Here is a 25,593-nt window from a genome sequence, read left to right on the forward strand (position 1 = left end):
GTCGAACTCGGGATTCGATTCAACGAAGATCTGCTCCCTTTCCCCCTCGCCCCCTTGGGGAGAGGGCGGGGGTGAAGGGGTGGCTCTTGATCTGCGGGTCCAGTAATCTGTGCGCCAATCTGCCAGGTCGCCTCCATGATTTTCCTCATCGCCTACATCAGCAGCGTCGTGCTGATCAACTTCGCCTTTTCCACCGCACCGCACCTGGACATCATCTGGTCGGCCTGGGGCGGCTTGGTGTTCGTGTTGCGCGACATGGTGCAAACCCGTTTCGGCCACGGTGCGCTGGTGGCTATGCTGGCGGCGTTGGTGCTGTCCTACGTAACCTCCGATCCCTCCATCGCTTTGGCCAGCGCCACGGCGTTCGCGGTGTCGGAAATCATCGACTGGCTGGTATTCAGCATCACCAAGCGCCCATTGCGCGACCGCTTGTGGATCAGTTCGGCGCTGAGCATTCCCATCGATACGTTCATCTTCTTCGGCATGATCGACCTGCTGACGCCGCCGGTGATCATTACTGCTCTGCTGTCGAAATTCGCCGGCGTCACCGCCGTGTGGCTGATCATGGCCTGGCGTGAGCGTAAACAGGCCGTCGCCGGCTGAAGCCAAACCCTCAGGTTCATGTAAAATGCCGCGCTTTCTCCCCATGGAAAGCGCGTCTGGCGTTGCTTTCCTCGATGATCCGCTTCTTTGAGGACCTGAGATGACCCGTATCGGAACTCCATTGTCGCCGACCGCGACCCGCGTATTGCTGTGTGGCTGTGGTGAGTTGGGCAAGGAAGTGGTGATCGAGCTGCAACGCCTGGGCGTTGAAGTGATCGCCGTTGACCGTTACGCCAACGCGCCGGCCATGCAAGTCGCCCATCGCAGCCACGTGATCAACATGCTCGACGGCGCCGCTCTGCGCGCGGTGATCGAAGCCGAGAAACCGCACTTCATCGTGCCGGAAATCGAAGCCATCGCCACCGCCACCCTGGTCGAACTGGAAGCCGAAGGCTTCACCGTGATCCCGACCGCGCGCGCTGCGCAATTGACCATGAACCGCGAAGGCATCCGTCGTCTGGCCGCCGAAGAGCTGGACCTGCCGACCTCGCCGTACCACTTTGCCGACACCTTCGAGGATTACAGCAAAGCCGTTGAAGACCTGGGTTTCCCCTGCGTCGTCAAACCGGTAATGAGCTCGTCGGGCAAAGGCCAGAGCCTGCTGCGCAGCGTCGATGACGTGCAGAAAGCCTGGGATTACGCACAGGAGGGCGGTCGCGCCGGTAAAGGCCGGGTGATCATCGAAGGCTTTATCGATTTCGACTACGAAATCACCCTGCTGACCGTGCGCCACATCGGCGGCACCACGTTCTGCGCGCCGGTCGGTCACCGTCAGGAGAAGGGCGACTATCAGGAATCCTGGCAGCCGCAAGCCATGAGCCCGATTGCCCTGGCTGAGTCCGAGCGTGTTGCCAAAGCGGTGACTGAAGCGCTGGGTGGTCGTGGTCTGTTCGGCGTTGAGCTGTTCATCAAGGGTGATCAGGTGTGGTTCAGCGAAGTCTCGCCGCGTCCGCATGACACCGGCCTGGTCACACTGATTTCGCAGGATCTGTCGCAGTTCGCCCTGCACGCTCGCGCAATTCTGGGCCTGCCGGTGCCGCTGATTCGTCAGTTCGGACCATCGGCTTCGGCGGTGATTCTGGTGGAAGGGCAGTCGACTCAGACGGCGTTCGCCAATCTGGGAGCTGCGTTGAGCGAGCCGGACACGGCGTTGCGTCTGTTTGGCAAGCCGGAAGTGAATGGTCAGCGTCGCATGGGCGTGGCGCTGGCGCGGGATGAGTCGATCGAGGCTGCTCGTGCCAAGGCGACTCGTGCTGCTCAGGCTGTTGTTGTAGAGCTGTAAACCGAGTCGCGGCATTCGCGAGCAGGCTCGCTCCCACATGGGATTGGGTGAACACAGTATCTGTGACCAACCCCAAAACCTTGTGGGAGCGAGCCTGCTCGCGAAGCTTTTGATCTTCTGTCAGGCAACCCGATTCAGATCGTTATCCCTCGTTTCCTTCAGGCACAGCACCGCAATCAGACTCAGCACCGCCGCCGCCGACACATACCCGCCGACATAACTCAGCCCCCCCATCGCCACCAGTTTCTGCGCAAAGAACGGCGCCGCCGAGGCCCCGACAATGCCGCCCAGGTTATACGCCGCCGAAGCACCGGTGTAACGCACGTGGGTCGGAAACAACTCAGGCAACAGTGCCCCCATCGGCGCAAACGTCACGCCCATCAAGAACAGCTCGATGCACAGAAACAGCGCCACACCCCAGGTCGAGCCCTGAGTCAGCAACGGTTCCATCAGAAACCCGGAAAGAATCGCCAGCACGCCGCCGATGATCAGCACCGGTTTGCGCCCGTAACGGTCGCTGGCCCACGCGGACAATGGCGTAGCGGCGGCCATGAACAGCACAGCGAAGCACAGCAACCCAAGGAACGTCTCACGGCTATAGCCGAGTGTGGAAACCCCGTAGCTCAGGGAAAACACCGTCGAGATATAGAACAGCGCATAGCACACCACCATCGCTGCCGCGCCCAGCAATGTCGGTGCCCAATACTGGCTGAACAGCTCGACCAAGGGGATTTTTACCCGCTCCTGACGGGCGATGGCGTTGGCGAACACCGGCGTTTCGTGCAGCTTCAATCGCACGTACAGACCGACCATCACCAGCGCCGCACTGAGCAGAAACGGAATACGCCAGCCCCAACTGCGGAATTGCTCGTCATCGAGCGTCATGGCCAGGGTCAGGAACAAACCGTTGGCGGCGAGAAAACCAATCGAAGGGCCGAGCTGCGGGAACATGCCGAACCAGGCACGTTTGCCTTTCGGCGCGTTTTCCGTGGCGAGCAGGGCGGCACCGCCCCATTCGCCACCCAATCCCAAGCCCTGACCGAAGCGCAGCACACATAACAGAATCGGTGCCCAGGCGCCGATGGTGGCGTAACCCGGCAGCACGCCAATCAGCGTCGTACACACGCCCATCAATAGCAGTGAAGCGACCAGCGTCGATTTGCGCCCGATGCGGTCACCGAAATGGCCGAACAGTGCCGAGCCCAGCGGTCGGGCGAGGAAGGCAATGCCAAAGGTCAGAAACGCCGAAAGCATCTGTGCGGTGCCGGATGTCTGTGGGAAGAACACCGGCCCGATCACCAGCGCAGCCGCGGTGGCGTAAACATAGAAGTCGTAGAACTCGATCGCGGTGCCGATAAAACTCGCCGTCGCCACGCGGGTGGCGGAGTTGGTCGGTTGGGCAGGGGTGGTGTCGCTGATAGCGGTACTGGTTGTCATGCGGTGATCCCTGACAGTCATGAGCTCCGTGGGAGCGAATTATTATGGTCGAACACCCAGGGATGTGGGATGAGGCGCGGTCGCTGTTGCAGGTAGGAACAGTCGCCGGAGTACAGCGGAAATAGCCGAAACCTGTTGTGTGCGGGGTAAGCACAAGGTTCGGCGGGGCTTGGGTAAGCTGATTCGATTATAGGAAGGGGGCTAACAATCAAACAAGAGCAAAGATCGCAGGGTAGGAGCTGCCGAAGGCTGCGATCTTTTGATCTTTTACCTGGCAGGCACCAGGGCTGGAACAGAAGAGGTATGCCAGATCAACACCTTGCTCACCCGGTTCTCCTCAGTTTCAAGAATCTCCAGCCGATAACGCCCGATCTTCAAGCAAACCGCACTTTCCGGAATCGTCTCCAACGCCTCAGTCACCAGACCATTCAGCGTTTTCGGACCATCGCTCGGCAAATGCCAGCCGAGGCATTTGTTCAATTCGCGGATCGACGCGGTGCCATCAATCACCATGCGCCCGTCGCCCTGCGGATGAATGTGCGGATTATCGAGGCTGTGCTCGCTTTCGAATTCGCCAACGATTTCTTCGAGAATATCTTCCAGCGTGACAATGCCGAGCACTTCACCGTACTCGTCGACCACCATGCCGAGCCGCCGCTGCTGTTTATGGAAGTTCAGCAGTTGCAGTTGCAGCGGCGTGCTTTCCGGCACGAAATACGGTTCGTAACTGGCCGCCAGCAGTGCTTCGCGGGTCAGATCACCGTTGTTCAGCAGGTGGCGGATCTGCCAGGTGTTGAGCACCGCTTCAACCTGGTTGATGTCGCTATGGAACACCGGCAGGCGCGTGCGTTTGTTATGCCGCAGTTGTTCGATGATCTCTTCGATCGAATCGTCGAGGTTGATGCCGTCGACGTCACTGCGCGGCACCAGAATGTCGTTCACCGTGATGTTGTCCAGCGCATGAATGCCGGAAACCGGGTGCGCGCGAACCGGATGCTCTGGATCGTCGTAGCGATCGGCGGGCGAGTCATCTTCGCTTTGCTGTACGACCTGAACTTTGCGGGCAAACGGGCTCATCAGCAAACCGCTGATACGGCTGAACAGCCAGGCAAACGGATAAACAATCTTCAACGGCACGGCAAGCAAGGTATTGCCGAACGCCAGCACTGCGTCGGGATAACGCTGGGCGACGGTGCGCGGGAAGTAATCGGCAAACACCAGCAGGATCGCACCCGCACCGAGGCATGCCGCCCACGGGCCGTTTTCTTCGCAGAGAAAAATCGCCAGCAGCGTCGCAATCACCACAGCGAGCGCACGGCACAAGGTATTGCAGAGAATCAGGCTGTCGAGCGGAAAGCTCAGCTTCGCCAGCGGTTTGTCGCTGGCGCGCGAGGCGGTGCGCTGCGCGAGCAGGTGCTGTTGCGCGATTTCGACGGCGGTAAACAGCCCTGACCACAAAATCAGCAGGACAAATACCGCGAGCATCGGCCCTAAGGGCAAACCGTCCATTTATGCCGCCCGTCAGATGTGCAGGATGTATTCACGAACCAGTTTGCTGCCGAAATACGCCAACATCAGCAAACAGAAACCGGCGAGGGTCCAGCGAATCGCCTTGTGACCGCGCCAGCCGAGACGATTACGACCCCACAGCAGCACGCTGAAGACGATCCAGGCCAGACAGGCCAGCAAGGTCTTGTGCACCAGATGCTGGGCGAACAGGTTCTCGACGAACAGCCAGCCGGAGATCAGCGACAGCGACAGCAGCGTCCAGCCGGCCCAGAGGAAGCCGAACAGCAGGCTTTCCATGGTTTGCAGCGGCGGGAAGTTCTTGATCAGCCCGGACGGGTGCTTGTGCTTGAGCTGGTGGTCTTGCACCAGCAGCAACAAGGCCTGGAACACCGCGATGGTGAACATGCCGTAGGCGAGGATCGACAACAGGATGTGCGCGAGGATGCCTGGCTCTTCATCGATGATCTGCACCGTGCCGGTCGGCGCGAACTGCGCCAGCAGCACGGTGATTGCGCCGAGCGGGAACAGCAACACCAGCAGGTTTTCCACCGGGATCCGCGAGCAGGCGATCAACGTCAGGGCGATCACCGCCGCCGCGATCAGGCTCGAGGCGCTGAAGAAGTCCAGGCCCAGACCGATTGGCGTCAGCAAATGCGTGAGCAGGCTCGCGGCGTGGGCCGCCACGGCGAGAGCGCCGAGGCTAACCAGCAGGCGTTTGTTCGCCTTGGCGCCAGTGGCCAGACGAGTGCTCTGATAAAGGGTCGCAGCGGCATACAGAAGGGCGGCGGCGAGGGTGGTCAATAAACTGGGTGACAAGGGGAGCATAAATCCTGTTAGGCAGGCCCGAAAGGGGCTGAGTTTGGCATAGAACCGCCATGGCACGAAAGACTCAGGAAGCTGACAGCGAGGTGTCCGCCGGGCGCAGTCTTCGCTATAATCCGCGACCTGCCCACGCCGCAGGCTCGCCGAGCACATGTTGATTCCGGTCTGGGCCGCCATTATCCCGGTCTACACAGGGCCTGAAAGGATCGCGCAATGTTTGAAAACTTAACCGACCGTCTCTCGCAGACGCTGCGCCATGTCACCGGCAAGGCGAAGCTGACCGAGGACAATATCAAAGACACCCTGCGTGAAGTGCGCATGGCGTTGCTCGAAGCCGACGTCGCCCTGCCGGTGGTCAAGGACTTCGTCAATTCGGTCAAGGAACGCGCTGTCGGCACCGAGGTGTCGCGCAGCCTGACGCCGGGCCAGGCATTCGTGAAGATCGTCCAGGCTGAGCTCGAAAGCCTGATGGGCGCGGCCAACGAAGATTTGAACCTGAGCGCCGTACCGCCTGCCGTGATTCTGATGGCCGGTCTGCAGGGCGCCGGTAAAACCACCACCGCTGGCAAACTGGCGCGCTTCCTTAAAGAGCGCAAGAAGAAGTCGGTCATGGTCGTGTCGGCGGACGTTTACCGTCCTGCTGCTATTAAACAGCTGGAAACCCTGGCCAACGACATCGGCGTGACGTTCTTCCCGTCCGACCTGAGCCAGAAGCCGGTCGACATCGCCACCGCAGCTATTAAAGAAGCAAAACTGAAGTTCATCGACGTGGTCATCGTCGACACCGCGGGTCGTCTGCACATCGACGAAGAGATGATGGGCGAGATCAAGGCGCTGCACGCCGCGATCAACCCGGTCGAAACCCTGTTCGTGGTCGACGCCATGACCGGCCAGGACGCCGCCAACACGGCCAAGGCCTTCGGTGATGCGCTGCCGCTGACCGGCGTGATCCTGACCAAGGTCGACGGCGACGCCCGTGGCGGTGCTGCATTGTCGGTACGTGCCATCACCGGCAAGCCGATCAAGTTCATCGGTATGGGCGAGAAGAGCGAAGCGCTCGATCCGTTCCACCCTGAGCGTATCGCCTCGCGCATTCTCGGCATGGGCGACGTGCTCAGCCTGATCGAACAGGCCGAAGCGACCCTCGACAAAGACAAGGCCGACAAACTGGCCAAGAAGCTGAAGAAGGGCAAGGGCTTCGACCTCGAAGACTTCCGCGATCAGCTGCAACAGATGAAGAACATGGGCGGCCTCGGCGGGCTCATGGACAAACTGCCGAGCATCGGTGGCGTCAACCTGTCGCAAATGGGTAATGCCCAGAACGCCGCAGAGAAACAGTTCAAACAGATGGAAGCCATCATCAACTCCATGACCCCGGCCGAGCGCCGCGACCCTGAGCTGATCAGCGGTTCGCGCAAACGCCGGATCGCCATGGGTTCCGGCACTCAGGTGCAGGACATCGGCCGCTTGATCAAGCAGCACAAGCAGATGCAGAAGATGATGAAGAAATTCACCGCCAAGGGCGGAATGGCGAAAATGATGCGCGGCATGGGCGGAATGTTGCCCGGCGGCGGCATGCCCAAAATGTAAGTTGTCCCGTCTCACCCATTCTGCTCACTTTTGACGAGTGAAATGGGTGAGACAGGACACTGAGACTTCGCCGGTCGTCGCACCGGCGCAGACCCTGCAAGGACGCAGGATCAACAGCAAACCCGCACTCGGCGGGAGCTGACTGGCCGTTTTCATCGACGGCTCTATATGCAGATCTGCACGGCATGCCATAGGCGCCGGAAAAAGTCATTTGCAAAAGTCCGGATATTCCTTAGAATATGCGGCCTTTCGGGCACCCATGCCCGCTGTGCATTTAGATTTGCAGCACCGACTACAGGAACGATGTTCACATGCTAACAATCCGTCTTGCCCTTGGCGGCTCCAAAAAGCGCCCGTTTTACCACCTGACCGTAACCGACTCGCGTAACCCGCGTGACGGCTCCCACAAAGAACAGGTTGGTTTCTTCAACCCTGTTGCCCGTGGTCAGGAAATCCGTCTGTCCGTGAACCAAGAGCGCGTAGCCTACTGGCTGAGCGTTGGTGCACAGCCTTCTGAGCGTGTTGCTCAGTTGCTGAAGGAATCTGCAAAGGCTGCGGCCTGAGCAATATGAACGCGACGCCTGCTGTTGCCGATGATTTGATCGTTATTGGCAAAATTTATTCTGTTCATGGCGTTCGCGGCGAAGTGAAGGTTTATTCCTTTACTGATCCGACTGAAAACCTGTTGCAGTACAAAACCTGGACGCTCAAGCGCGAAGGCAATGTCAAACAGGTCGAGCTGGTCAGTGGACGGGGGAGCGACAAGTTCCTGGTCGCAAAGCTCAAGGGTCTTGATGATCGTGAAGAAGCTCGTTTTCTGGCCGGTTATGAGATCTGCGTGCCGCGCAATCTGTTCGCTGAATTGACCGACGGTGAGTACTACTGGTACCAGCTGGAAGGTCTGAAGGTTATTGATCAACTGGGGCAATTGCTCGGGAAGATCGATCATCTTCTGGAAACCGGCGCCAATGATGTAATGGTCGTCAAGCCTTGCGCTGGCAGCCTGGATGATCGCGAACGTCTGTTGCCCTATACGGAGCAATGCGTGTTGGCCATCGACCTGGCAGCGGGCGAGATGAAGGTGGATTGGGACGCGGACTTCTAAACGTGGCTAATTTGCGCGTAGAAGTGATCAGTTTGTTTCCCGAGATGTTTTCCGCCATCGGCGACTACGGCATCACCAGTCGTGCGGTCAAACAGGGGCTCTTGCAGCTGACCTGTTGGAATCCGCGGAACTACACGACGGATCGGCATCACACTGTGGACGATCGCCCGTTTGGCGGTGGTCCGGGCATGGTGATGAAGATCAAGCCCCTGGAAGATGCTCTGGTTCAGGCCAAGGCAGCAGCCGGGGAGGCGGCGAAGGTGATTTACCTGTCCCCCCAAGGCCGTCAACTGACTCAGTCGGCGGTACGCGAGTTGGCACAATCGGATGCATTGATCCTGATTGCCGGCCGCTATGAAGGCATTGACGAGCGCTTTATTGAGGCTCATGTCGATGAAGAGTGGTCGATTGGTGACTATGTACTGTCTGGCGGCGAGCTGCCGGCGATGGTCCTGATCGATGCGGTTACACGACTGCTGCCTGGAGCTTTAGGGCATGCGGATTCCGCTGAGGAAGATTCCTTTACGGATGGTCTGCTGGATTGCCCGCACTACACCCGACCTGAGGTGTATGCGGATCAGCGTGTTCCCGACGTGTTGCTGAGTGGCAATCACGCGCATATCCGGCGTTGGCGTTTACAGCAGTCCCTTGGTAGGACCTTTGAACGACGCGCCGATCTTCTGGAAAGCCGCTCGCTTTCTGGAGAAGAGAAGAAGCTGCTCGAGGAATACATCCGCGAGCGGGACGATAGTTAACAACGTATCGATGGTAGATCGAACGATTTACCTTAGGAGCACAGCATGACCAACAAAATCATCCTTGCACTCGAAGCAGAGCAGATGACCAAAGAAATCCCTACCTTCGCCCCAGGCGACACTATTGTCGTTCAGGTGAAAGTGAAGGAAGGCGATCGTTCCCGTCTGCAAGCGTTCGAAGGCGTTGTAATCGCCAAGCGTAACCGCGGCGTGAACAGTGCGTTCACCGTTCGTAAAATCTCCAACGGTGTTGGCGTAGAACGTACTTTCCAGACCTACTCCCCGCAGATCGACAGCATGGCTGTCAAACGTCGCGGTGACGTACGTAAAGCCAAGCTGTACTACCTGCGCGACCTGTCGGGTAAAGCAGCTCGCATCAAGGAAAAACTGGCTTAAGTCCAGCTTCCGATGCAGAAAAAAGCAGCCTACGGGCTGCTTTTTTGTTGCCCGAAATTCCTCCCATTCCCCTGTAGGAGCTGCCGAAGGCTGCGATCTTTTGATCTTGCTTTGCTCGGCACCCGTATACACGAGCAGCAATTGCCATGACTCCCCGCGACCAGGAAATCCAACGCCGCACCGAACTCTCGGTGACCCGCGTGACCAAAGCCGTCTTCCCGCCGACCACCAACCACCACAACACCCTGTTCGGCGGCACCGCGCTGGCGTGGATGGACGAAGTGTCGTTCATCACCGCCACGCGCTTCTGCCGCTTGCCGCTGGTGACCGTGTCCACCGACCGCATCGACTTCAATCACGCGATCCCGGCCGGTTCCATCGTCGAGTTGGTGGGAAGGGTGATCAAGGTTGGCAACACCAGCCTCAAGGTCGAGGTGGAAGTGTTTGTTGAGAGCATGAGCTGTGATGGCCGCGAGAAGGCGATTCATGGGCAGTTCAGCTTTGTCGCCATTGATGATGACAAGCGGCCAGTGCCGGTGCTGCCAGGTTTTGCTGCCTGATCTGATATCGAGTCGCGCCATTCGCGAGCAGGCTCGCTCCCACAGTGATCGGGGTAAACACAACATTTGTGTCCGGCACAGAACTTGTGGGAGCGAGCCTGCTCGCGAAGGCGTCAGCTCAGGCGCCGCTGGCCTCCGGCTGAATCAACGCCAGCAACGTCCACCCCGATCCAGGTTTCACGGTAGTCTCCGGCGTCACTACATGCACCCAGCCACTGTCATCGCGCATGAACAACAACGTGGCGCGATTCCCATGCAGTGCGCGGTAATCCTCCCAGCCGAATCCATCCGTCAGCGTCGTGCTGTACAACTCGGCGCCCTGGCCCATCTGACTGGCCAGTTTCGCGTAGGTAAACGCCTCGCTGCCCAACTGATTGCCGCGATGTTCCAGACTCGCACGATGCTTGTCGCTACGCCGGCTCTCATGACCACTGGCCAACCCGAACAAGCGCTGATGGCCGAAGTCATGCCGAAAGCGCATTGCCGCCAAGGTATTGAGTTCACCCGAAGGCGACAGCGCCAGCAAATGCCCGAGCCCGACCAGATCCAGATGCGCATCGGCATGTTGCGAGGCCGGGTTGCCGAAATACGTCGGCAAACCTTCCATGCGTGCAGCGCGAATGTTTTCCCAACTCGAATCGGTCAGCAGCACGCGGCTGCCCAGTTGCTGCAGCGACTTACCCAGCTCCCGCGCGGGGCCGTTGGCACCGACGATCAGAAAACCGCTCGGCGCCGGTTCTGCAACCTTCAACAGGCGAGCCAGCGGTCGTGCCGTGGCGCTCTGCAGCACGACGGTGCCGATAATCACCGCGAAGGTCAGCGGCACCAGCAGCAGCGCGCCCTCATGTCCGGCTTCATGCAGGCGAATCGCGAAAATCGCCGAGACCGCCGCCGCGACAATCCCGCGTGGCGCGATCCAGCACAGCAATGCACGCTCACGCCAGCTCAGGCTGGAACCCGCTGTACCGAGCAACACGTTCAGCGGCCGGGCGATCAACTGAATCACCAGCAGCAGAATCAACACCAGCGGCCCCAGTCCGATCAATGCGTACAGATCCAGCCGCGCCGCCAGCAAAATGAACAACCCGGAAATCAGCAGCACGCTGAGGTTTTCCTTGAAGTGCAGGATGTGCCGCACATCCACGCCCTTCATGTTGGCCAGCCACATGCCCATCAATGTCACCGCCAACAGTCCCGACTCGTGCATCACGGTGTTCGAAGCAATGAAAATCCCCAGCACCGCCGCCAGCGACGCGAGGTTATGCAGATACTCCGGCAGCCATTGCCGGCGGATCACCGTGCCGAGCAACCAACCGCCGACAATCCCGAACACCGCGCCACAGACAATCACGCCGCCAAAAGTGAACAGGCTCTGCTTAAGTCCATGACCTTCGGCGCTGGCAATGATGAAGCTGTAAACCACCACGGCGAGGAGGGCGCCGATCGGGTCGATGACGATGCCTTCCCAGCGCAGAATGTTGGCAATCGAGGCTTTCGGCCGCACCACGCGCAGCATCGGCACAATCACCGTCGGCCCGGTGACCAGCGTCAGGCTGCCGAACAGGATGGCCAGCATCCAGTCGAAACCGAGCAAGAAATGCGTGGCGACGGCGATGACGATCCAGGTCGAAATCGCGCCAAGGGTCACCAAACGATGGACGACGCTGCCGATCTCCTTCCATTCCGACAGGTGCAGGGTCAGGCTGCCCTCGAACAGAATCAGCGCCACGGCCAGCGATACCAGCGGCATCAATAGCGGCCCGAACATTTCCTGTGGGTCGAGCCAGCCCAGCACCGGGCCGACCAGAATGCCGGTCAGCAACAGAAACAGGATCGCTGGCAGCTTCAGGCGCCAGGCCAGCCATTGGCAACCCAGTGCCGCCGCGCCAATCCCGCCAAACGCCAAGAGAATTTGCTGCTCGTTCATTGAAGCTCCCTGTTCCTTGAAATAGCGGGCTATGAAAGACTAGCGCCCATTCCTACAGTTCACTCTACATTTGCGCGTCGGCCTCAAGGTCGCGTGTCTTGAGCGCCCATGCCTGCCATCGACCATCCATTGATTGACCAATTCCTCGACGCTTTATGGCTGGAGAAGGGCCTGTCCGACAACACCCGCGGCGCCTATCGCAGCGATCTGGCGCTGTTCAATGGCTGGCTGCAGGAGAAAAACCTTGAGTTGATCAACGCCGGTCGCGAACTGATCCTCGATCATCTGGCCTGGCGTCTTGAGCAAAACTACAAACCGCGCTCCACAGCGAGATTTCTCTCCGGTGTGCGTGGCTTTTATCGCTATCTGCTGCGGGAAAAGCTGATCAGTGTCGACCCGACATTGCGCGTCGACATGCCGCAACTCGGTAGGCCACTGCCCAAGTCCTTGTCGGAAGCCGACGTCGAGGCGCTGCTCAAGGCACCGGATTTGAGCGAAGCGATCGGCCAGCGTGACCGCGCCATGCTTGAAGTGTTGTATGCCTGTGGCCTGCGCGTGACCGAACTGGTCAGCCTGACACTGGAACAGGTCAATCTGCGCCAGGGCGTATTACGAGTAATGGGCAAAGGCAGCAAGGAACGGCTGGTGCCGATGGGCGAGGAGGCGATTGTCTGGATTGAGCGCTACATGCGCGATGGTCGTGGCGAACTGCTCGGTGGGCGGCCCAGTGATGTGCTGTTTCCCAGTCAGCGCGGCGAGCAGATGACTCGCCAGACCTTCTGGCACCGCATCAAGCATCAGGCCAAGGTCGCCGGGATCGGCAAGTCGCTGTCGCCGCATACCTTGCGTCACGCGTTTGCCACGCACCTGCTCAACCATGGCGCGGATTTGCGCGTGGTGCAGATGCTGCTCGGCCACAGCGACCTCTCCACCACGCAGATCTACACCCACGTCGCCCGCGCGCGCCTGCAGGATCTGCACGCCAAACACCATCCAAGAGGTTGAACGAAATCCCTGTAGGAGTGAGCCTGCTCGCGATAGCGTTATTCCTGAAAACACACTGCTGAATGAAGGACCGCTATCGCGAGCAGGCTCACTCCTACAGGTTCTTCTGTGCTCTCAAAATCTATGGCGACAGGCGCATTCGGCCACCGTGGCCTTATGTGTTAGGCTTTGCCGGTTTGCACGATGGACGGTTATGACCCGGTGTTCCGGCACGGGCGTTCTGATCGTTCCATTTGTCCGCCTTCAGGAGTTCTCATGCGTCTGACCCAGATTTTCGCCGCCGCAGCCATTGCGTTGGTCAGCACCTTTGCCGTCGCCGATGACGCGGCCGACAAAGCCATTCGTCAAAGCCTGGAAAAACTCGAACTCGAGGTTCCGGTAGAAAGCATCAGTGCCAGCCCGTTGCCGGGCATGTACGAAGTCAAGCTCAAGGGCAGCCGTGTGCTCTACGCCAGCGCCGATGGCCAGTACATCGTTCAGGGTTACCTGTTCCAGCTCAAGGATGGCAAACCGGTCAACCTGACCGAGAAGACCGAACGCCTGGGCATCTCCAAACTGATCAATGCCATTCCGGTTGCCGAAACCGTGGTGTACCCGGCCGTGGGCGAAACCAAATCGCACATCACCGTGTTCACCGACACCACCTGCCCGTACTGCCACAAACTGCACGCCGAAGTGCCTGAACTGAACAAGCGCGGCATTGAAGTGCGTTATGTTGCGTTCCCGCGCCAGGGTTTGAACTCGCCGGGTGACGAACAACTGCAAGCCGTGTGGTGCTCGAAAGACAAGAAAGCTGCCATGGACAAAATGGTCGATGGCAAGGAAATCAAGGCCGCCAAGTGCGATAACCCGGTTTCCAAACAGTTCGCCCTCGGTCAGTCGATCGGCGTGAACGGTACACCGGCCATCGTTTTGGCTGACGGACAAGTGATTCCGGGCTACCAGCCTGCGCCACAAGTCGCCAAACTGGCGCTGGGCGCGAAGTAAATTCGCATCGTCACGGTCAACCGTGACGATCATGGTCCGGCAGCCACATCGCCGGGCCATCAATAGAGAGCCGCGAGCACGCGGTTGTTTTCCGGCCGACCCCCGCGTCGGCCGTTTTATGGGGAGTTCACAGTGAATCCGGTCAAAGTAGGCATCTGTGGGTTAGGGACCGTCGGTGGCGGTACCTTCAACGTACTTCAGCGCAACGCCGAGGAAATTGCTCGTCGTGCCGGGCGTGGAATCGAAGTGGCACAAATTGCCATGCGCACGCCAAAGCCTCAGTTCCAGACGACCGGTATTGCGATTACCAACGATGTCTTCGAAGTGGCCACGAACCCTGAGATCGACATCGTCATAGAGCTGATGGGCGGCTACACCGTTGCCCGCGAGCTGGTACTCAAGGCCATCGAGAATGGCAAGCATGTGGTCACCGCGAACAAGGCTCTGATTGCCGTTCACGGTAATGAAATTTTCGCCAAGGCTCGCGAGAAAGGCGTGATCGTGGCGTTCGAAGCGGCCGTGGCCGGTGGCATTCCGGTGATCAAGGCGATCCGTGAAGGCCTGTCCGCCAACCGCATCAACTGGGTCGCCGGGATCATCAACGGCACCGGTAACTTCATCCTCACCGAAATGCGCGAGAAGGGCCGTACCTTCGAAGACGTGCTGACCGAAGCGCAGGCTCTAGGTTATGCCGAAGCCGATCCGACCTTCGACGTTGAAGGCATCGACGCCGCGCACAAACTGACGATTCTGGCTTCCATCGCCTTCGGCATTCCGCTGCAATTCGACAAGGCCTACACCGAAGGCATCACCAAACTGACCACCGCCGACGTCAACTACGCCGAAGCGCTGGGCTACCGCATCAAGCACCTCGGTGTGGCGCGCAGCACTGCCGCCGGCATCGAGTTGCGCGTACACCCGACGCTGATCCCGGCCGATCGCCTGATCGCCAACGTCAACGGCGTGATGAACGCGGTGATGGTCAACGGTGACGCCGCCGGTTCGACACTGTTCTACGGCGCTGGCGCCGGCATGGAGCCAACCGCTTCGTCGGTGATCGCCGATCTGGTCGACGTGGTTCGCGCCATGACTTCCGATCCGGAAAACCGCGTGCCGCACCTGGCCTTCCAGCCGGATTCGCTGTCGGCCCATCCGATCCTGCCGATCGAAGCCTGCGAAAGCGCTTACTACCTGCGCATTCAGGCCAAGGACCATCCGGGCGTACTCGCTCAGGTGGCGAGCATCCTCTCGGAGCGCGGCATCAACATCGAGTCGATCATGCAGAAGGAAGTCGAGGAACACGACGGTCTGGTGCCAATGATCCTGCTGACCCACCGTGTGGTCGAGCAGCGCATCAACGATGCCATCGCCGCCCTCGAAGCGCTGGCCGGCGTCAATGGTCCGGTTGTCCGGATCCGCGTCGAGCACCTGAACTAAACAGAAGCAGCTGCAAGCTTCGAGCTGCAAGCTGCAAGAGAAAAGCGGTCTGGCTTTTACTTGCAGCTTGTAGCTCGTAGCTTGAAGCTCAAACCGAAGGTTTGAAATCATGCGTTATATCAGTACCCGCGGCCAGGCACCGGCCCTGAATTTCGAAGACGTCCTGCTGGCTGGTCTGGCGACCGACGGCGGTCTGTACGTTCCGGAAAATCTGCCACGTTTCACCCAGGAAGAAATCGCTTCCTGGGCCGGTCTGCCGTATCACGAGCTGGCTTTCCGCGTCATGCGCCCGTTCGTCACCGGCAGCATTCCGGACGCCGATTTCAAAAAGATCCTTGAAGAAACCTACGGCGTGTTCGCCCATAGCGCCGTGGCGCCGCTGCGTCAGCTGAACGGCAACGAATGGGTGCTGGAGCTGTTCCACGGCCCGACCCTGGCGTTCAAGGACTTCGCCCTGCAACTGCTCGGTCGTCTGCTCGACTACGTGCTGGAAAAGCGCGGCGAGCGCGTCGTAATCGTCGGCGCCACCTCCGGTGACACCGGTTCGGCCGCCATCGAAGGCTGCAAGCACTGCGAAAACGTCGACATCTTCATCTTGCACCCGCACAACCGTGTGTCCGAAGTGCAGCGCCGGCAGATGACCACGATTTTCGGCGAGAACATCCACAACATCGCCATCGAAGGCAACTTCGATGACTGCCAGGAAATGGTCAAGGCGAGCTTCGCCGATCAGAGCTTCCTCAAAGGCACGCGCCTGGTGGCGGTGAACTCGATCAACTGGGCGCGGATCATGGCCCAGATCGTCTACTACTTCCACGCGGCCCTGCAGTTGGGCGGCCCGGCGCGTTCGGTGTCGTTCTCGGTGCCGACCGGCAACTTCGGCGATATCTTCGCCGGTTACCTGGCGCGCAACATGGGCCTGCCGATCAACCAGTTGATCGTCGCCACCAACCGCAACGACATCCTGCACCGCTTCATGAGCGGCAACCAGTACGTCAAGGACACTCTGCACGCCACGCTGTCGCCGTCGATGGACATCATGGTCTCGTCGAACTTCGAACGCCTGCTGTTCGACCTGCACGGTCGCAACGGCGCAGCGATCGCCGGCCTGATGGACACGTTCAAGCAAGGTGGTGGTTTCTGCGTCGAGCAAGAGCGCTGGACCGAAGCGCGCAAACTGTTCGATTCGCTGGCCGTGGACGACGCGCAGACTTGCGAAACCATCGCCGAAGTCTACGAGCAGACCGGTGAAGTGCTGGATCCGCACACCGCCATCGGCGTCAAGGCTGCACGCGAATGCCGACGCAGCCTGGACATCCCGATGGTGATCCTCGGCACCGCGCATCCGGTGAAATTCCCGGATGCAGTGGAGAAAGCCGGTGTAGGAAAAGCGCTCGAGCTACCTACACATCTTTCTGATTTGTTTGAGCGAAACGAGCGTTGCACCGTTCTGCCAAATGAGCTGAAAGCCGTGCAAGCCTTTGTCAGCCAGCATGGCAACCGCGGCAAGCCGCTTTAAGCCAGTAAAAGCTGTCACATTTTGAAGCCCGTCTCCTGACGGGCTTTTTTGTTTCTGCTGCCACACTGCTCGGGTTTTCACCCACGAAGGACGGGTGAGTCGATCACGAAGGAAGTGGCAATGCTGTTTTATAGAGGTTTGAAACCGGCACTGGGTGTGTTGTTCATGTTCGGATTATTGGCGTTGATGCGCTGCAGCGTGGCGGCGCAACTGGCGCTGCACGATGATGCCGGGGCGTCCGGAGTCCAGCCCATCGAACTGGCTGCACACGAGCGTCAATGGATTCGCGACAACCCCAAAGTGACGGTGACGTCGGTGCAGTATCCGTTGTATCTGTTTCAGGATGAGCACGGTCAGTGGAGCGGCTTGAACAACGACGTGCTCAAGCGCGTGACGGCGATGACCGGGCTGCAGTTTGTGCATCAGGAGTCTTTTTCCACTGATCACATGCTTGAACGTCTGGAGAGCGGCGCGGCCGATATCAGTACGACCCTGGCCATGAGCGAGGAGCGCAAGGCATTCCTCGATTACAGCCACGCGTTCGGTGGCGCGGGCTGGGTGTTTGTCGGCCGCGCTGACGCACCTCGGCTGGATGCCTTCGAGCAGTTGAGCAAACGCGTGCTGGTGCTACCGGCCCGGCATGCGCTGGAAGACATGATCAGGCGTGACTTTCCCTCGATCGAGATTCGCTCGGTCAAGACCTACGCCGAGGCGCGGGCGCTGGTTGAAAGCGGTGAAGCCTACGCCACCATCGAAAACGAAATTGGCGCGCAGCTTTACCCGCTGGGTTTGCTCAAGGTCGGCGGTCTGGTCGAGGGCAAATGGGAAGCGGATAACCTGGCCGTGCGCAAAGGCATGCCTGTGCTGCTGAGTATTCTCAACAAGGCCCTTGAGGCGTTTCCCGCAGCCGAATTGCGGGCGATCCGCCTGAAATGGCTGGAAGGTATTGCACCGGCGCCCGTGCCGTCAGTCTGGCAGCAGATGCTTGAATGGGGTTGCTGGGCAATGGGCGGGCTTGGCGTGTTCGGCCTGCTGTCGCTGATATGGAATCGGCGTCTGACCGCCGTGATCAAGCTGCGGCGCGCGGCGGAAAAGGATCTGGGCGATCAACTGGCATTTCAGCATGCATTGATCGACTCCATGCCGGACCCTGTGTTCGTCCGTGATCTGCAAGGGCGGCTGATCATGTGCAATCGTAGCTATGAGGAAGCGCTCTCGGTTCGACTGGATCAAGTGCTGGGGCGGCTGCTGATTGAAGTCAACGCGTTGCCTGAAGCCACGGCGCTGATGTTGCACGATGAGTTCATGGTGCAGTTGCGCACGCGCAAGTCGCGCTTCAGCAAACGGCGATTGCAGTTCAAGAGCGGTACCCGTGAGGTCTATCAGTGGACGGTGCCGTTCTACAGTGCCGACGGTAAATTGCGTGGGCTTTTGGGTGGCTGGACGGACATCACCCAGCGCCGCACAGAGAGCGGGTGCCGATGTCTGTATTGAAGATGGGAAATGTCCTATACGACGCGGCTACTTTTCCGATGGGAGGCTTAGGACGGCTGCCCTAGAGTGACAACCACTGCGGTGAGAGTCCGCGATTGTCGCTTCAGAGGCCGCTTATGCGCTCGCTTAAAGTCCTGATACTTGAACCCAATCCGTTCCAGCTGATGGCATTGCATCAAATGCTCAATGCCATTGGTATCTATGACGTACTGACGGCGCCGTCGCTGGCGTCGGCCCTGTCTTCATTGGGCCATCGCGGCGTGGTCGATATCGCTATTTGCGATCCGCAGCTCAAGGGCGGCGATGGCCTGGCGCTGATCCAGCATCTGGCGGTTCAGCAGGAGGCACGCGCGCTGATCCTGCTGGGAACGGTCGCGCCAAGCCTGCTGAACGATCTCGACCCCTTGCTGAACGAACACAAAGTGCGGCTGTTGGGACGCCTGCAAACCCCGGTGTCGGCGGTACTGATGCGCGGTTTGCTCGATAGCTACCTGATCGCCGCTTCGCCACCCGTGCGGGTTTGACGGGGACGGTTATTTTTCTGTCATCTTCGCCGTGCATGCTCTGACAGACCGGTGACACTCCAGGAATGGGGCAATCGGTATGCAGAACTTTCTTCTCGGGCCGGTGGTCATTTATTGTGAACACGCCCCAGGCACACAGTTTTCGGACTATTGAGTGGAGATCGAGATGGAAAGTATCAGTCTATTGCTCGGTGAGGCTCTGAGCCCGTATCAGGTTTCGTTGTCTCCAAGCGGTACCCATGGCGAATGCCTGGTGACCTTGAAGAACAGTCACGGCGCCATCGTGGTTGAACGCGAATTCAATCAGGCACAGTTGACCGACAAGCGCCAGTTGACCGATGTCGTTGACGGCTTGCACCGCGACGTTCTGATTGCTGAAGGACGGCTGGAGCCTTGTGTGATCGCGGCCTTGCGCAATGCCGCACTGGACAAACGTGCGACGCTGTAAAGATGAAATATTTTTTGTGGGAACCTTCCTGCATCCCTGTCAGTCAGACCACGTAACAGCAGGATCAAGCATTGTGCTCCGGTGCTTGTCGCTTGCTGCTACGGGTCTTTATGTAGGCCACGTTTAACCCCGAGTCGTCTCCCCACTTCTCGGGGTTTCTTTTGTCTGCGATTTGCCTACTGCGCAGCCTGGCGTTCGAAGAATGTGCGGGCCTGTTCCAGATAATCCTCACGTCTGTCGGGATCCAGCCAAGCGGCGTAGAGCTGATTCAGGTGTTCATGCGGCAGGGTGCGCAGCAGATGATTGATCTCGCTGATGGCCTGGCGGCCTTGCGTGGTGTCGGAACAGGCGACGTAGCCTGACAGATACTTCCCATTGCCCTGAATCGGATAGAACTCCAGTTCATCTTCATTGATCTGTGCCTGTTTCGCCTGATAGCGAATCTCCGGCCAATAGCCCAACACCACCTGCAACCGACCGAGGCGCTGCATCGACAGCAGATTGGTCAGCGCATCGTTGCCGTAATGCGCAGTCAACGCACCGCTGGGCGCTTGATGCAGAAGGGTGTCGATGAACTCGCCGTAGCTGCGTTCCGCCACCACACCGACTTTGCGCTCCGTAGCGGCCAGCAGCGCCGCCAGGTCCACTTCACCGTCGACCAGATACGGTTCGAGCACCGAGCGATCTTGCTGGCGCACCACCAGGCCATTGCTCACGGCGCGAATCGCCGGGATCGAATACGCCACCCACTGCGCGCGCTCCTTGTTCCACAGCAGCGCAGGGTCACAGGCAAACGGGTTTTCATGAAGCATCTGCAGACCACGGGCGCGATTGACCCGCATCAGCGTGTGTTCGTATTGCGGCATGCCGGCGATCAGCAACGGCATCAGTTGGTCGATCACGCCCTGGCCCTTTTTCGGGCCTTCGAAAATGGTCAGTGGCGGCAAGTCGCGCAGCAACCAGATCAGCGTCGGTTTCGCCTGCGCCTCGGTCGACATGGCGAGCAAAAACAACAGGCCGAACAGCCGCCACGTCCACCAATGGTGGGCGCGGTTGGCGTGCGATGTCTGCCGGTGTTTCAGCTTAAATGGCTCCGTCTTCACGCAGCTTGGCGATCTGTCTCTCGTCGTAGCCAAGGTCGTGAAGTACCTGCGCATTGTGTTCACCCAGTTGCGGTCCGACCCATTCTGAACTGCCCGGTGTCTCAGAGAGTTTCGGCACAATGCCCGGCATCTTGAAATCTTTGCCGTCGGGCAGTTTGGCGTGCAGGAACATCTCCCGGGCCAGATACTGCGGATCGTTGAACATGTCCTCGGCACTGAAGATCCGGCTGGCCGGTACCTCGGCCTGATTGAGCAGGTCGAGCACGCTTTGCAGCGGCAGCGAATTGACCCAGCGATCAATCACGCCATACAGCTCGTCGCGGCGATTATCGCGTCCGTCGTTGCTGGCCAATGTCGGATCGTTGGCCAGATCGTCGCGGCCGATGATCAGCATGAAACGTTTGAAGATCGCGTCACCGTTGGCGCCGATCTGCACATGCTTGCCGTCAGCGCTGGTGTGAATCGAAGAGGGCGTGATGCCGGGCATGATGTTGCCGCTGCGCTCGCGGATAAAACCGAACACGTCGAATTCCGGCACCATGCTTTCCATCATTGCGAAAATCGCTTCATACAGCGCCACGTCAACGACTTGGCCAAGGCCGCCGTTGACTTCGCGATGACGCAGCGCCATCAGCGCGCCGATCACACCCCACAGCGCGGCAATCGAATCGCCGATGGAAATGCCGGTGCGCACCGGCGGCCGGTCTTCGAAACCGGTGATGTAGCGCAGACCGCCCATGGACTCGCCAACCGCGCCGAAGCCAGGCTGATCTTTCATTGGTCCGGTCTGACCGAAACCGGACAGGCGCACCATCACCAGTTTCGGGTTCAGCGCGTGCAGGGTTTCCCAGCTCAGGCCAAGCTTTTCCAGTACGCCGGGGCGGAAGTTCTCGATGAGGATGTCGGCTTCGCTGAGCAATTTTTTCAGGATCGCCAAACCATCAGGATGCTTGAGATTCAGCGTCAGAGATTTTTTGTTGCGCGCCTGGACGAACCACCACAGCGAAGTGCCTTCGTACAGTTTTCGCCATTTACGCAGAGGATCACCGCCGTCTGGCGACTCGATCTTGATCACTTCGGCGCCGAACTCGCCGCAAATACGCGAGGCAAACGGCCCGGCAATCAACGTACCCAATTCAATGACTTTCACACCGCTGAGCGGTTTGTTGGCGAACGGCATACTGAATCCTGTAGGACAAGGCTAAGCAGATACAGCGTTTTAACATAGCCGGCTGTCAGACGCCGCAGGTTGATCGCCATCAATTCGATGATTGCCTGCCGCATCGGTTAGACTTGCCGACTTTCCTCGTATCAAGAAGCCCGTTCATGGCCCAGCCGTCCACTACCTACAAATTTGAACTGAACCTCACCGACCTCGACCGCAGTGTCTACGAGAGCGTCAAGCAGACCATCGCCCGTCACCCTTCGGAAACCGAAGAGCGCATGACCGTGCGACTGCTGGCCTACGCCCTCTGGTACAACGAGCAGTTGTCGTTTGGTCGCGGTCTGTCAGACGTGGATGAACCTGCACTGTGGGAAAAGAGCCTGGACGACCGTGTTCTGCACTGGATTGAAGTCGGCCAGCCAGACGCCGACCGACTGACCTGGTGCTCGCGTCGTACCGAACGCACCAGCCTGCTCGCCTACGGCAGCCTGCGCGTCTGGGAAACCAAAGTGATCCCGGCGATCAAGAATCTGAAGAACGTCAACATCGCAGCAGTCCCGCAAGAAGTGCTGGAAACCCTGGCCAAGGACATGCCCCGCGTTATCAAGTGGGACGTGATGATCAGCGAAGGGACGATCTTCGTCACCGACGACCGTGGTCAGCACGAAGTCCAGTTGCAATGGCTGCAAGGTGAGCGCGGCTGATCCTGCCCCCTCAACTGATTAATCCCACGTATTAAAGAGAAGTCTCCGTCACCCCATGCGTATCGAACCTCGTCAACTGCCCGAAACTCTGCCTTTTCTCGGTGATATTCCGCCGCTGCTGACCCGCCTGTATGCGGCGCGGGGCGTGCAATCCGAGGCAGAGCTGGACAAGAGCCTGGCGCGGTTGATCCCGTTTCAGCAACTCAAGGGCATCGACGCAGCGGTGGACCTGCTGGTGACGGCGCTGGAACAGCGCCAGCGCATCCTCATCGTTGGTGACTTCGATGCGGACGGTGCGACGGCCAGCACTGTTGGCATGCTTGGCTTGCGTCTGCTCGGTGCAGCACATGTCGATTATCTGGTACCGAACCGCTTTGAATATGGCTATGGCCTGACTCCGGAAATCGTCGAAGTTGCGATGTCCCGCGAGCCGCATTTGCTGGTCACCGTGGATAACGGCATCTCCAGCGTCGAAGGCGTGGCCGCCGCCAAACGCCATGGCCTCAAAGTGTTGATCACCGATCACCACTTGCCGGGCGATGAATTGCCTCTGGCCGATGCGCTGGTCAATCCGAACCAGCCCGGTTGCGAGTTCCCGAGCAAGGCACTGGCCGGCGTCGGGGTGATTTTCTATGTGTTGATGGCGTTGCGCGCGCGTTTGCGCAGCCTCGGCTGGTATGAAAACAAGCCGCAGCCGAACATCGGCGAACTGCTCGATCTGGTGGCGCTGGGCAGCGTTGCCGACGTGGTACCGCTGGACGCCAACAACCGGATTCTGGTGCATCAGGGCCTCGAACGAATTCGTGCTGGGCGTGCGCGGCCGGGGATCAAAGCGATCCTTGAAGTGGCCAAGCGTGATGCTGCACGCATTACATCCACCGATCTCGGTTTCATCGTCGGCCCGCGTCTGAATGCCGCCGGGCGTCTGGATGACATGAGCCTGGGCATCGAATGTCTGCTCACTGCCGACGCCAATCTGGCACGGGAAATGGCCGCGCAACTCGACGGCATGAACCAGGATCGTAAATCCATCGAGCAGGGCATGCAGCGTGAAGCGCTGGCGCAGCTCAAGGACTTGCCGGTCGAGTCGATGCCTTTTGGTCTATGCCTGTTCGATCCGGAGTGGCACCAGGGTGTGATCGGTATCCTCGCTTCACGCATGAAAGAACGTTATTTCCGTCCGACCATTGCCTTTGCCGATGCGGGCGATGGTTTGCTCAAGGGCTCGGGCCGCTCGGTTCAAGGTTTCCACATTCGTGATGCCTTGAGCGTGGTCGCAGCGCAGCATCCAAACCTGATCGCCAAGTACGGTGGCCACGCAATGGCGGCCGGTCTGACCTTGCCGCAGGAGAACTTTCCGCTTTTCGCCGAGGCCTTTGACGCTGAAGTGCGTAGGCAACTTCGCGAAGACGACCTGACCGGACGCATGCTGACCGATGGCACCCTGGCGGTCGAAGAGTTCCACCTCGAACTGGCCCGCGCCCTGCGCCACGCCGGGCCTTGGGGGCAGCACTTCCCGGAGCCGCTGTTTCATGGCGTGTTCCAGTTGGTCGAACAGCGGGTGGTCGGCGAGCGGCATCTGAAAGTGGTGCTGAAGAGCGAATGTGGCTCGGTGAAACTGGATGGTATTGCCTTCGGCGTTGATCGCGATATCTGGCCGAATCCGACGATTCAGTGGGTTGAGCTGGCTTATAAGCTCGACGTTAACGAGTTTCGGGGTAATGAGACGGTACAACTGATGATTGCCCATATCGAACCGCGTTAAGCCCTTCGCGAGCAGGCTCGCTCCCACAGGTACGGTGTTGTCCTTGTGGGAGCGAGCCTGCTCGCGAAAGCGTCCTTTCACACACTGAATCACTCTGAACCCTCCCTCATCCCCGGTTGTCGACTAGGCTCTAAGCACTGCTTGATTGGCCTTGTGACGTCTTGTCGAATTTTTTGCCCGCGGGGGCGGGTGCTGCACCTTTTTCCTGTCACTCGTCGACTATTCAAACAGAACCCTGGAGCCTGCCCACTGATTTGAGAGGTGCCCCATGAGTCTGCTGCTTGAACCCTTCACCCTGCGCCAACTGACCCTGCCCAACCGCATCGCCGTGTCACCGATGTGCCAATACTCGAGCGTCGACGGCCTGGCCAACGACTGGCATTTGGTGCATCTCGGCAGCCGCGCGGTGGGCGGCGCCGGTCTGGTCTTCACTGAAGCCACGGCGATCACGGCCGACGGGCGGATCACCGCCGAAGACCTAGGCCTGTGGAACGACGAACAGATCGAACCGCTGCAACGCATTACCCGCTTCATCACGTCACAAGGCGCGGTTGCCGGCATCCAACTGGCCCACGCCGGGCGCAAGGCGAGCACCCATCGGCCGTGGATCGGCAAGCACGGCAGCGTCAAACCCGATGATGGCGGCTGGACCCCGGTCGGGCCGTCGCCGATTGCTTTCGATCCGCAACATACGCAACCGAAACAGCTGGATGAAGGGCAAATCGCCGAGGTCATTCAGGCGTTTGTTGATGCCGCGAAACGCGCACTGAAAGCCGGTTTCAGTGTGGTTGAGGTGCATGCGGCGCATGGTTATCTGCTGCATCAATTTCTCTCGCCGCTGAGCAATCAGCGTCGTGATCAATACGGTGGTTCGTTTGAAAACCGCATTCGTCTGGTGCTGCAAGTGACTGAAGCGGTGAGGGCGGTCTGGCCTGAGGAGTTGCCGCTGTTTGTTCGCGTTTCGGCCACAGACTGGGTAGAAGACGGCTGGAATCCGGACGAAACCGTGGAGTTGGCGCGACGTCTGCACACTCTGGGCGCCGATCTCATCGACGTATCGTCGGGCGGGACGGCGGCCAACGCTGAAATTCCCGTCGGACCGGGTTATCAGACGCGCTTCGCCGAACGTGTCCGCAAGGAGTCAGGCATCGCCACCGGCACCGTGGGAATGATTACCGAGCCGGCGCAGGCCGAGCACATTCTGCGCACCTGTCAGGCTGACATCATCTTCCTCGCCCGCGAGTTGTTGCGTGATCCGTACTGGCCGCTGCATGCCGACGATGATCTCGGTGGGCGCAAAGCGGTGTGGCCGGCGCAGTATCAGCGTGCGACTCATCGGGATCAGCCGATTCATGAGTCTGATTTGCGCGATTGAGTCAGTCGCAATAAAGCAAAAAGCCCCGGTCAGTGATGGCCGGGGCTTTGTTTTGTCTGGTTGTCGTTGCGCTGCCTGGTC

The 25,593-nt window shown here is 59.4% G+C and carries 24 protein-coding genes; 18 read left to right on the forward strand and 6 right to left on the reverse strand.

The window, feature by feature from the left end:
• Positions 1-135: 135 nt before the first annotated feature.
• Together VY732_RS05165 and purT are read left to right on the forward strand one after the other, a co-directional pair.
• Positions 136-603 carry a VUT family protein gene (locus VY732_RS05165; protein ID WP_116028693.1) on the forward strand — a complete coding sequence of 156 codons (468 nt, stop codon included), beginning with the start codon at positions 136-138 and terminating at the stop codon, positions 601-603.
• Between the two features lie 100 nt (positions 604-703).
• On the forward strand, positions 704-1,885 hold the full coding sequence (gene purT, locus VY732_RS05170; RefSeq protein WP_016986367.1) for a formate-dependent phosphoribosylglycinamide formyltransferase: 1,182 nt from the start codon (positions 704-706) through the stop codon (positions 1,883-1,885).
• A 120-nt stretch (positions 1,886-2,005) separates the two neighbouring features.
• Here purT and VY732_RS05175 read toward each other — a convergent pair whose 3' ends face one another.
• The 3 genes from VY732_RS05175 to VY732_RS05185 form a co-directional block, all read right to left on the reverse strand.
• Positions 2,006-3,322 carry an MFS transporter gene (locus VY732_RS05175; protein ID WP_331694840.1) on the reverse strand — a complete coding sequence of 439 codons (1,317 nt, stop codon included), beginning with the start codon at positions 3,320-3,322 and terminating at the stop codon, positions 2,006-2,008.
• Positions 3,323-3,589: 267 nt separating this feature from the next.
• Positions 3,590-4,831, reverse strand: a complete 1,242-nt coding sequence (locus VY732_RS05180) for a transporter associated domain-containing protein (protein WP_331694841.1) — start codon at positions 4,829-4,831, stop codon at positions 3,590-3,592.
• 12 nt (positions 4,832-4,843) lie between these two features.
• Positions 4,844-5,656: a cytochrome C assembly family protein gene (locus VY732_RS05185; protein WP_077571258.1), complete on the reverse strand. Its 813-nt coding sequence runs from the start codon at positions 5,654-5,656 to the stop codon at positions 4,844-4,846.
• A gap of 210 nt (positions 5,657-5,866) precedes the next feature.
• On the opposite strand from VY732_RS05185, the gene ffh reads away from it, so the two are divergent.
• The 6 genes from ffh to VY732_RS05215 all read left to right on the forward strand — a co-directional run bounded on the left by ffh (position 5,867) and on the right by VY732_RS05215 (position 10,059).
• Positions 5,867-7,243, forward strand: a complete 1,377-nt coding sequence (ffh, locus tag VY732_RS05190; protein ID WP_008081630.1) for a signal recognition particle protein — start codon at positions 5,867-5,869, stop codon at positions 7,241-7,243.
• A 311-nt stretch (positions 7,244-7,554) separates the two neighbouring features.
• Positions 7,555-7,806 (forward strand): 30S ribosomal protein S16, encoded by a 252-nt coding sequence (gene rpsP, locus VY732_RS05195; protein ID WP_003185073.1) that lies wholly within the window; start codon positions 7,555-7,557, stop codon positions 7,804-7,806.
• Positions 7,807-7,811: 5 nt separating this feature from the next.
• Positions 7,812-8,348 (forward strand): ribosome maturation factor RimM, encoded by a 537-nt coding sequence (gene rimM, locus VY732_RS05200; protein WP_331694842.1) that lies wholly within the window; start codon positions 7,812-7,814, stop codon positions 8,346-8,348.
• 44 nt (positions 8,349-8,392) lie between these two features.
• Complete coding sequence (trmD, locus tag VY732_RS05205) at positions 8,393-9,103, forward strand: tRNA (guanosine(37)-N1)-methyltransferase TrmD (RefSeq protein ID WP_240049829.1); 711 nt, start codon at positions 8,393-8,395, stop codon at positions 9,101-9,103.
• Between the two features lie 45 nt (positions 9,104-9,148).
• Positions 9,149-9,499, forward strand: coding sequence for a 50S ribosomal protein L19 (gene rplS / locus VY732_RS05210; protein ID WP_003175895.1), 351 nt, complete (start codon positions 9,149-9,151; stop codon positions 9,497-9,499).
• Between the two features lie 146 nt (positions 9,500-9,645).
• Positions 9,646-10,059: an acyl-CoA thioesterase gene (locus VY732_RS05215; protein WP_331694843.1), complete on the forward strand. Its 414-nt coding sequence runs from the start codon at positions 9,646-9,648 to the stop codon at positions 10,057-10,059.
• Positions 10,060-10,177: 118 nt separating this feature from the next.
• Here the strand turns inward: VY732_RS05215 and VY732_RS05220 are convergent, their stop codons facing one another.
• Entirely contained in the window at positions 10,178-11,986 is a 1,809-nt protein-coding gene (locus VY732_RS05220; protein WP_331694844.1) for a cation:proton antiporter, read from the reverse strand.
• 108 nt (positions 11,987-12,094) lie between these two features.
• On the opposite strand from VY732_RS05220, the gene xerD reads away from it, so the two are divergent.
• From xerD to VY732_RS05255, 7 genes are all read left to right on the forward strand, one after another.
• On the forward strand, positions 12,095-12,991 hold the full coding sequence (xerD, locus tag VY732_RS05225; RefSeq protein WP_123594924.1) for a site-specific tyrosine recombinase XerD: 897 nt from the start codon (positions 12,095-12,097) through the stop codon (positions 12,989-12,991).
• 255 nt (positions 12,992-13,246) lie between these two features.
• The gene (dsbC, locus tag VY732_RS05230) at positions 13,247-13,978 is read left to right on the forward strand and encodes a bifunctional protein-disulfide isomerase/oxidoreductase DsbC (protein ID WP_007908974.1); all 732 of its coding nucleotides are present in this window, start codon (positions 13,247-13,249) and stop codon (positions 13,976-13,978) included.
• A 132-nt stretch (positions 13,979-14,110) separates the two neighbouring features.
• On the forward strand, positions 14,111-15,415 hold the full coding sequence (locus VY732_RS05235; protein ID WP_331694845.1) for a homoserine dehydrogenase: 1,305 nt from the start codon (positions 14,111-14,113) through the stop codon (positions 15,413-15,415).
• 109 nt (positions 15,416-15,524) lie between these two features.
• Entirely contained in the window at positions 15,525-16,934 is a 1,410-nt protein-coding gene (gene thrC, locus VY732_RS05240; RefSeq protein ID WP_331694846.1) for a threonine synthase, read from the forward strand.
• 120 nt (positions 16,935-17,054) lie between these two features.
• Entirely contained in the window at positions 17,055-18,428 is a 1,374-nt protein-coding gene (locus tag VY732_RS05245) for a transporter substrate-binding domain-containing protein (protein WP_077571264.1), read from the forward strand.
• Between the two features lie 116 nt (positions 18,429-18,544).
• Positions 18,545-18,952 carry a response regulator gene (locus tag VY732_RS05250; RefSeq protein WP_077571265.1) on the forward strand — a complete coding sequence of 136 codons (408 nt, stop codon included), beginning with the start codon at positions 18,545-18,547 and terminating at the stop codon, positions 18,950-18,952.
• Between the two features lie 166 nt (positions 18,953-19,118).
• Complete coding sequence (locus VY732_RS05255) at positions 19,119-19,400, forward strand: DUF3509 domain-containing protein (RefSeq protein ID WP_331694847.1); 282 nt, start codon at positions 19,119-19,121, stop codon at positions 19,398-19,400.
• 176 nt (positions 19,401-19,576) lie between these two features.
• On the opposite strand, the gene VY732_RS05260 is transcribed toward VY732_RS05255, so the two are convergent.
• On the reverse strand, positions 19,577-20,557 hold the full coding sequence (locus VY732_RS05260; RefSeq protein ID WP_176091684.1) for a TIGR02285 family protein: 981 nt from the start codon (positions 20,555-20,557) through the stop codon (positions 19,577-19,579).
• Complete coding sequence (locus VY732_RS05265) at positions 20,484-21,683, reverse strand: CaiB/BaiF CoA transferase family protein (RefSeq protein WP_212622901.1); 1,200 nt, start codon at positions 21,681-21,683, stop codon at positions 20,484-20,486. Before VY732_RS05265 ends, VY732_RS05260 begins: the two co-directional genes overlap by 74 nt.
• Before the next feature lie 146 nt (positions 21,684-21,829).
• Here VY732_RS05265 and VY732_RS05270 point away from each other — a divergent pair, with 146 nt between their 5' ends.
• The 3 genes from VY732_RS05270 (at position 21,830) to VY732_RS05280 (ending at position 25,512) form a co-directional block, all read left to right on the forward strand.
• Complete coding sequence (locus tag VY732_RS05270; protein ID WP_007908961.1) at positions 21,830-22,372, forward strand: YaeQ family protein; 543 nt, start codon at positions 21,830-21,832, stop codon at positions 22,370-22,372.
• A gap of 55 nt (positions 22,373-22,427) precedes the next feature.
• Positions 22,428-24,137: a single-stranded-DNA-specific exonuclease RecJ gene (gene recJ / locus VY732_RS05275; RefSeq protein ID WP_331694848.1), complete on the forward strand. Its 1,710-nt coding sequence runs from the start codon at positions 22,428-22,430 to the stop codon at positions 24,135-24,137.
• A 268-nt stretch (positions 24,138-24,405) separates the two neighbouring features.
• On the forward strand, positions 24,406-25,512 hold the full coding sequence (locus VY732_RS05280; RefSeq protein WP_331694849.1) for an NADH:flavin oxidoreductase/NADH oxidase: 1,107 nt from the start codon (positions 24,406-24,408) through the stop codon (positions 25,510-25,512).
• Positions 25,513-25,593: the final 81 nt, after the last annotated feature.

It is taken from the genome of Pseudomonas sp. ZY71 (assembly GCF_036542145.1).
GTDB lineage: Bacteria > Pseudomonadota > Gammaproteobacteria > Pseudomonadales > Pseudomonadaceae > Aquipseudomonas > Aquipseudomonas koreensis_A.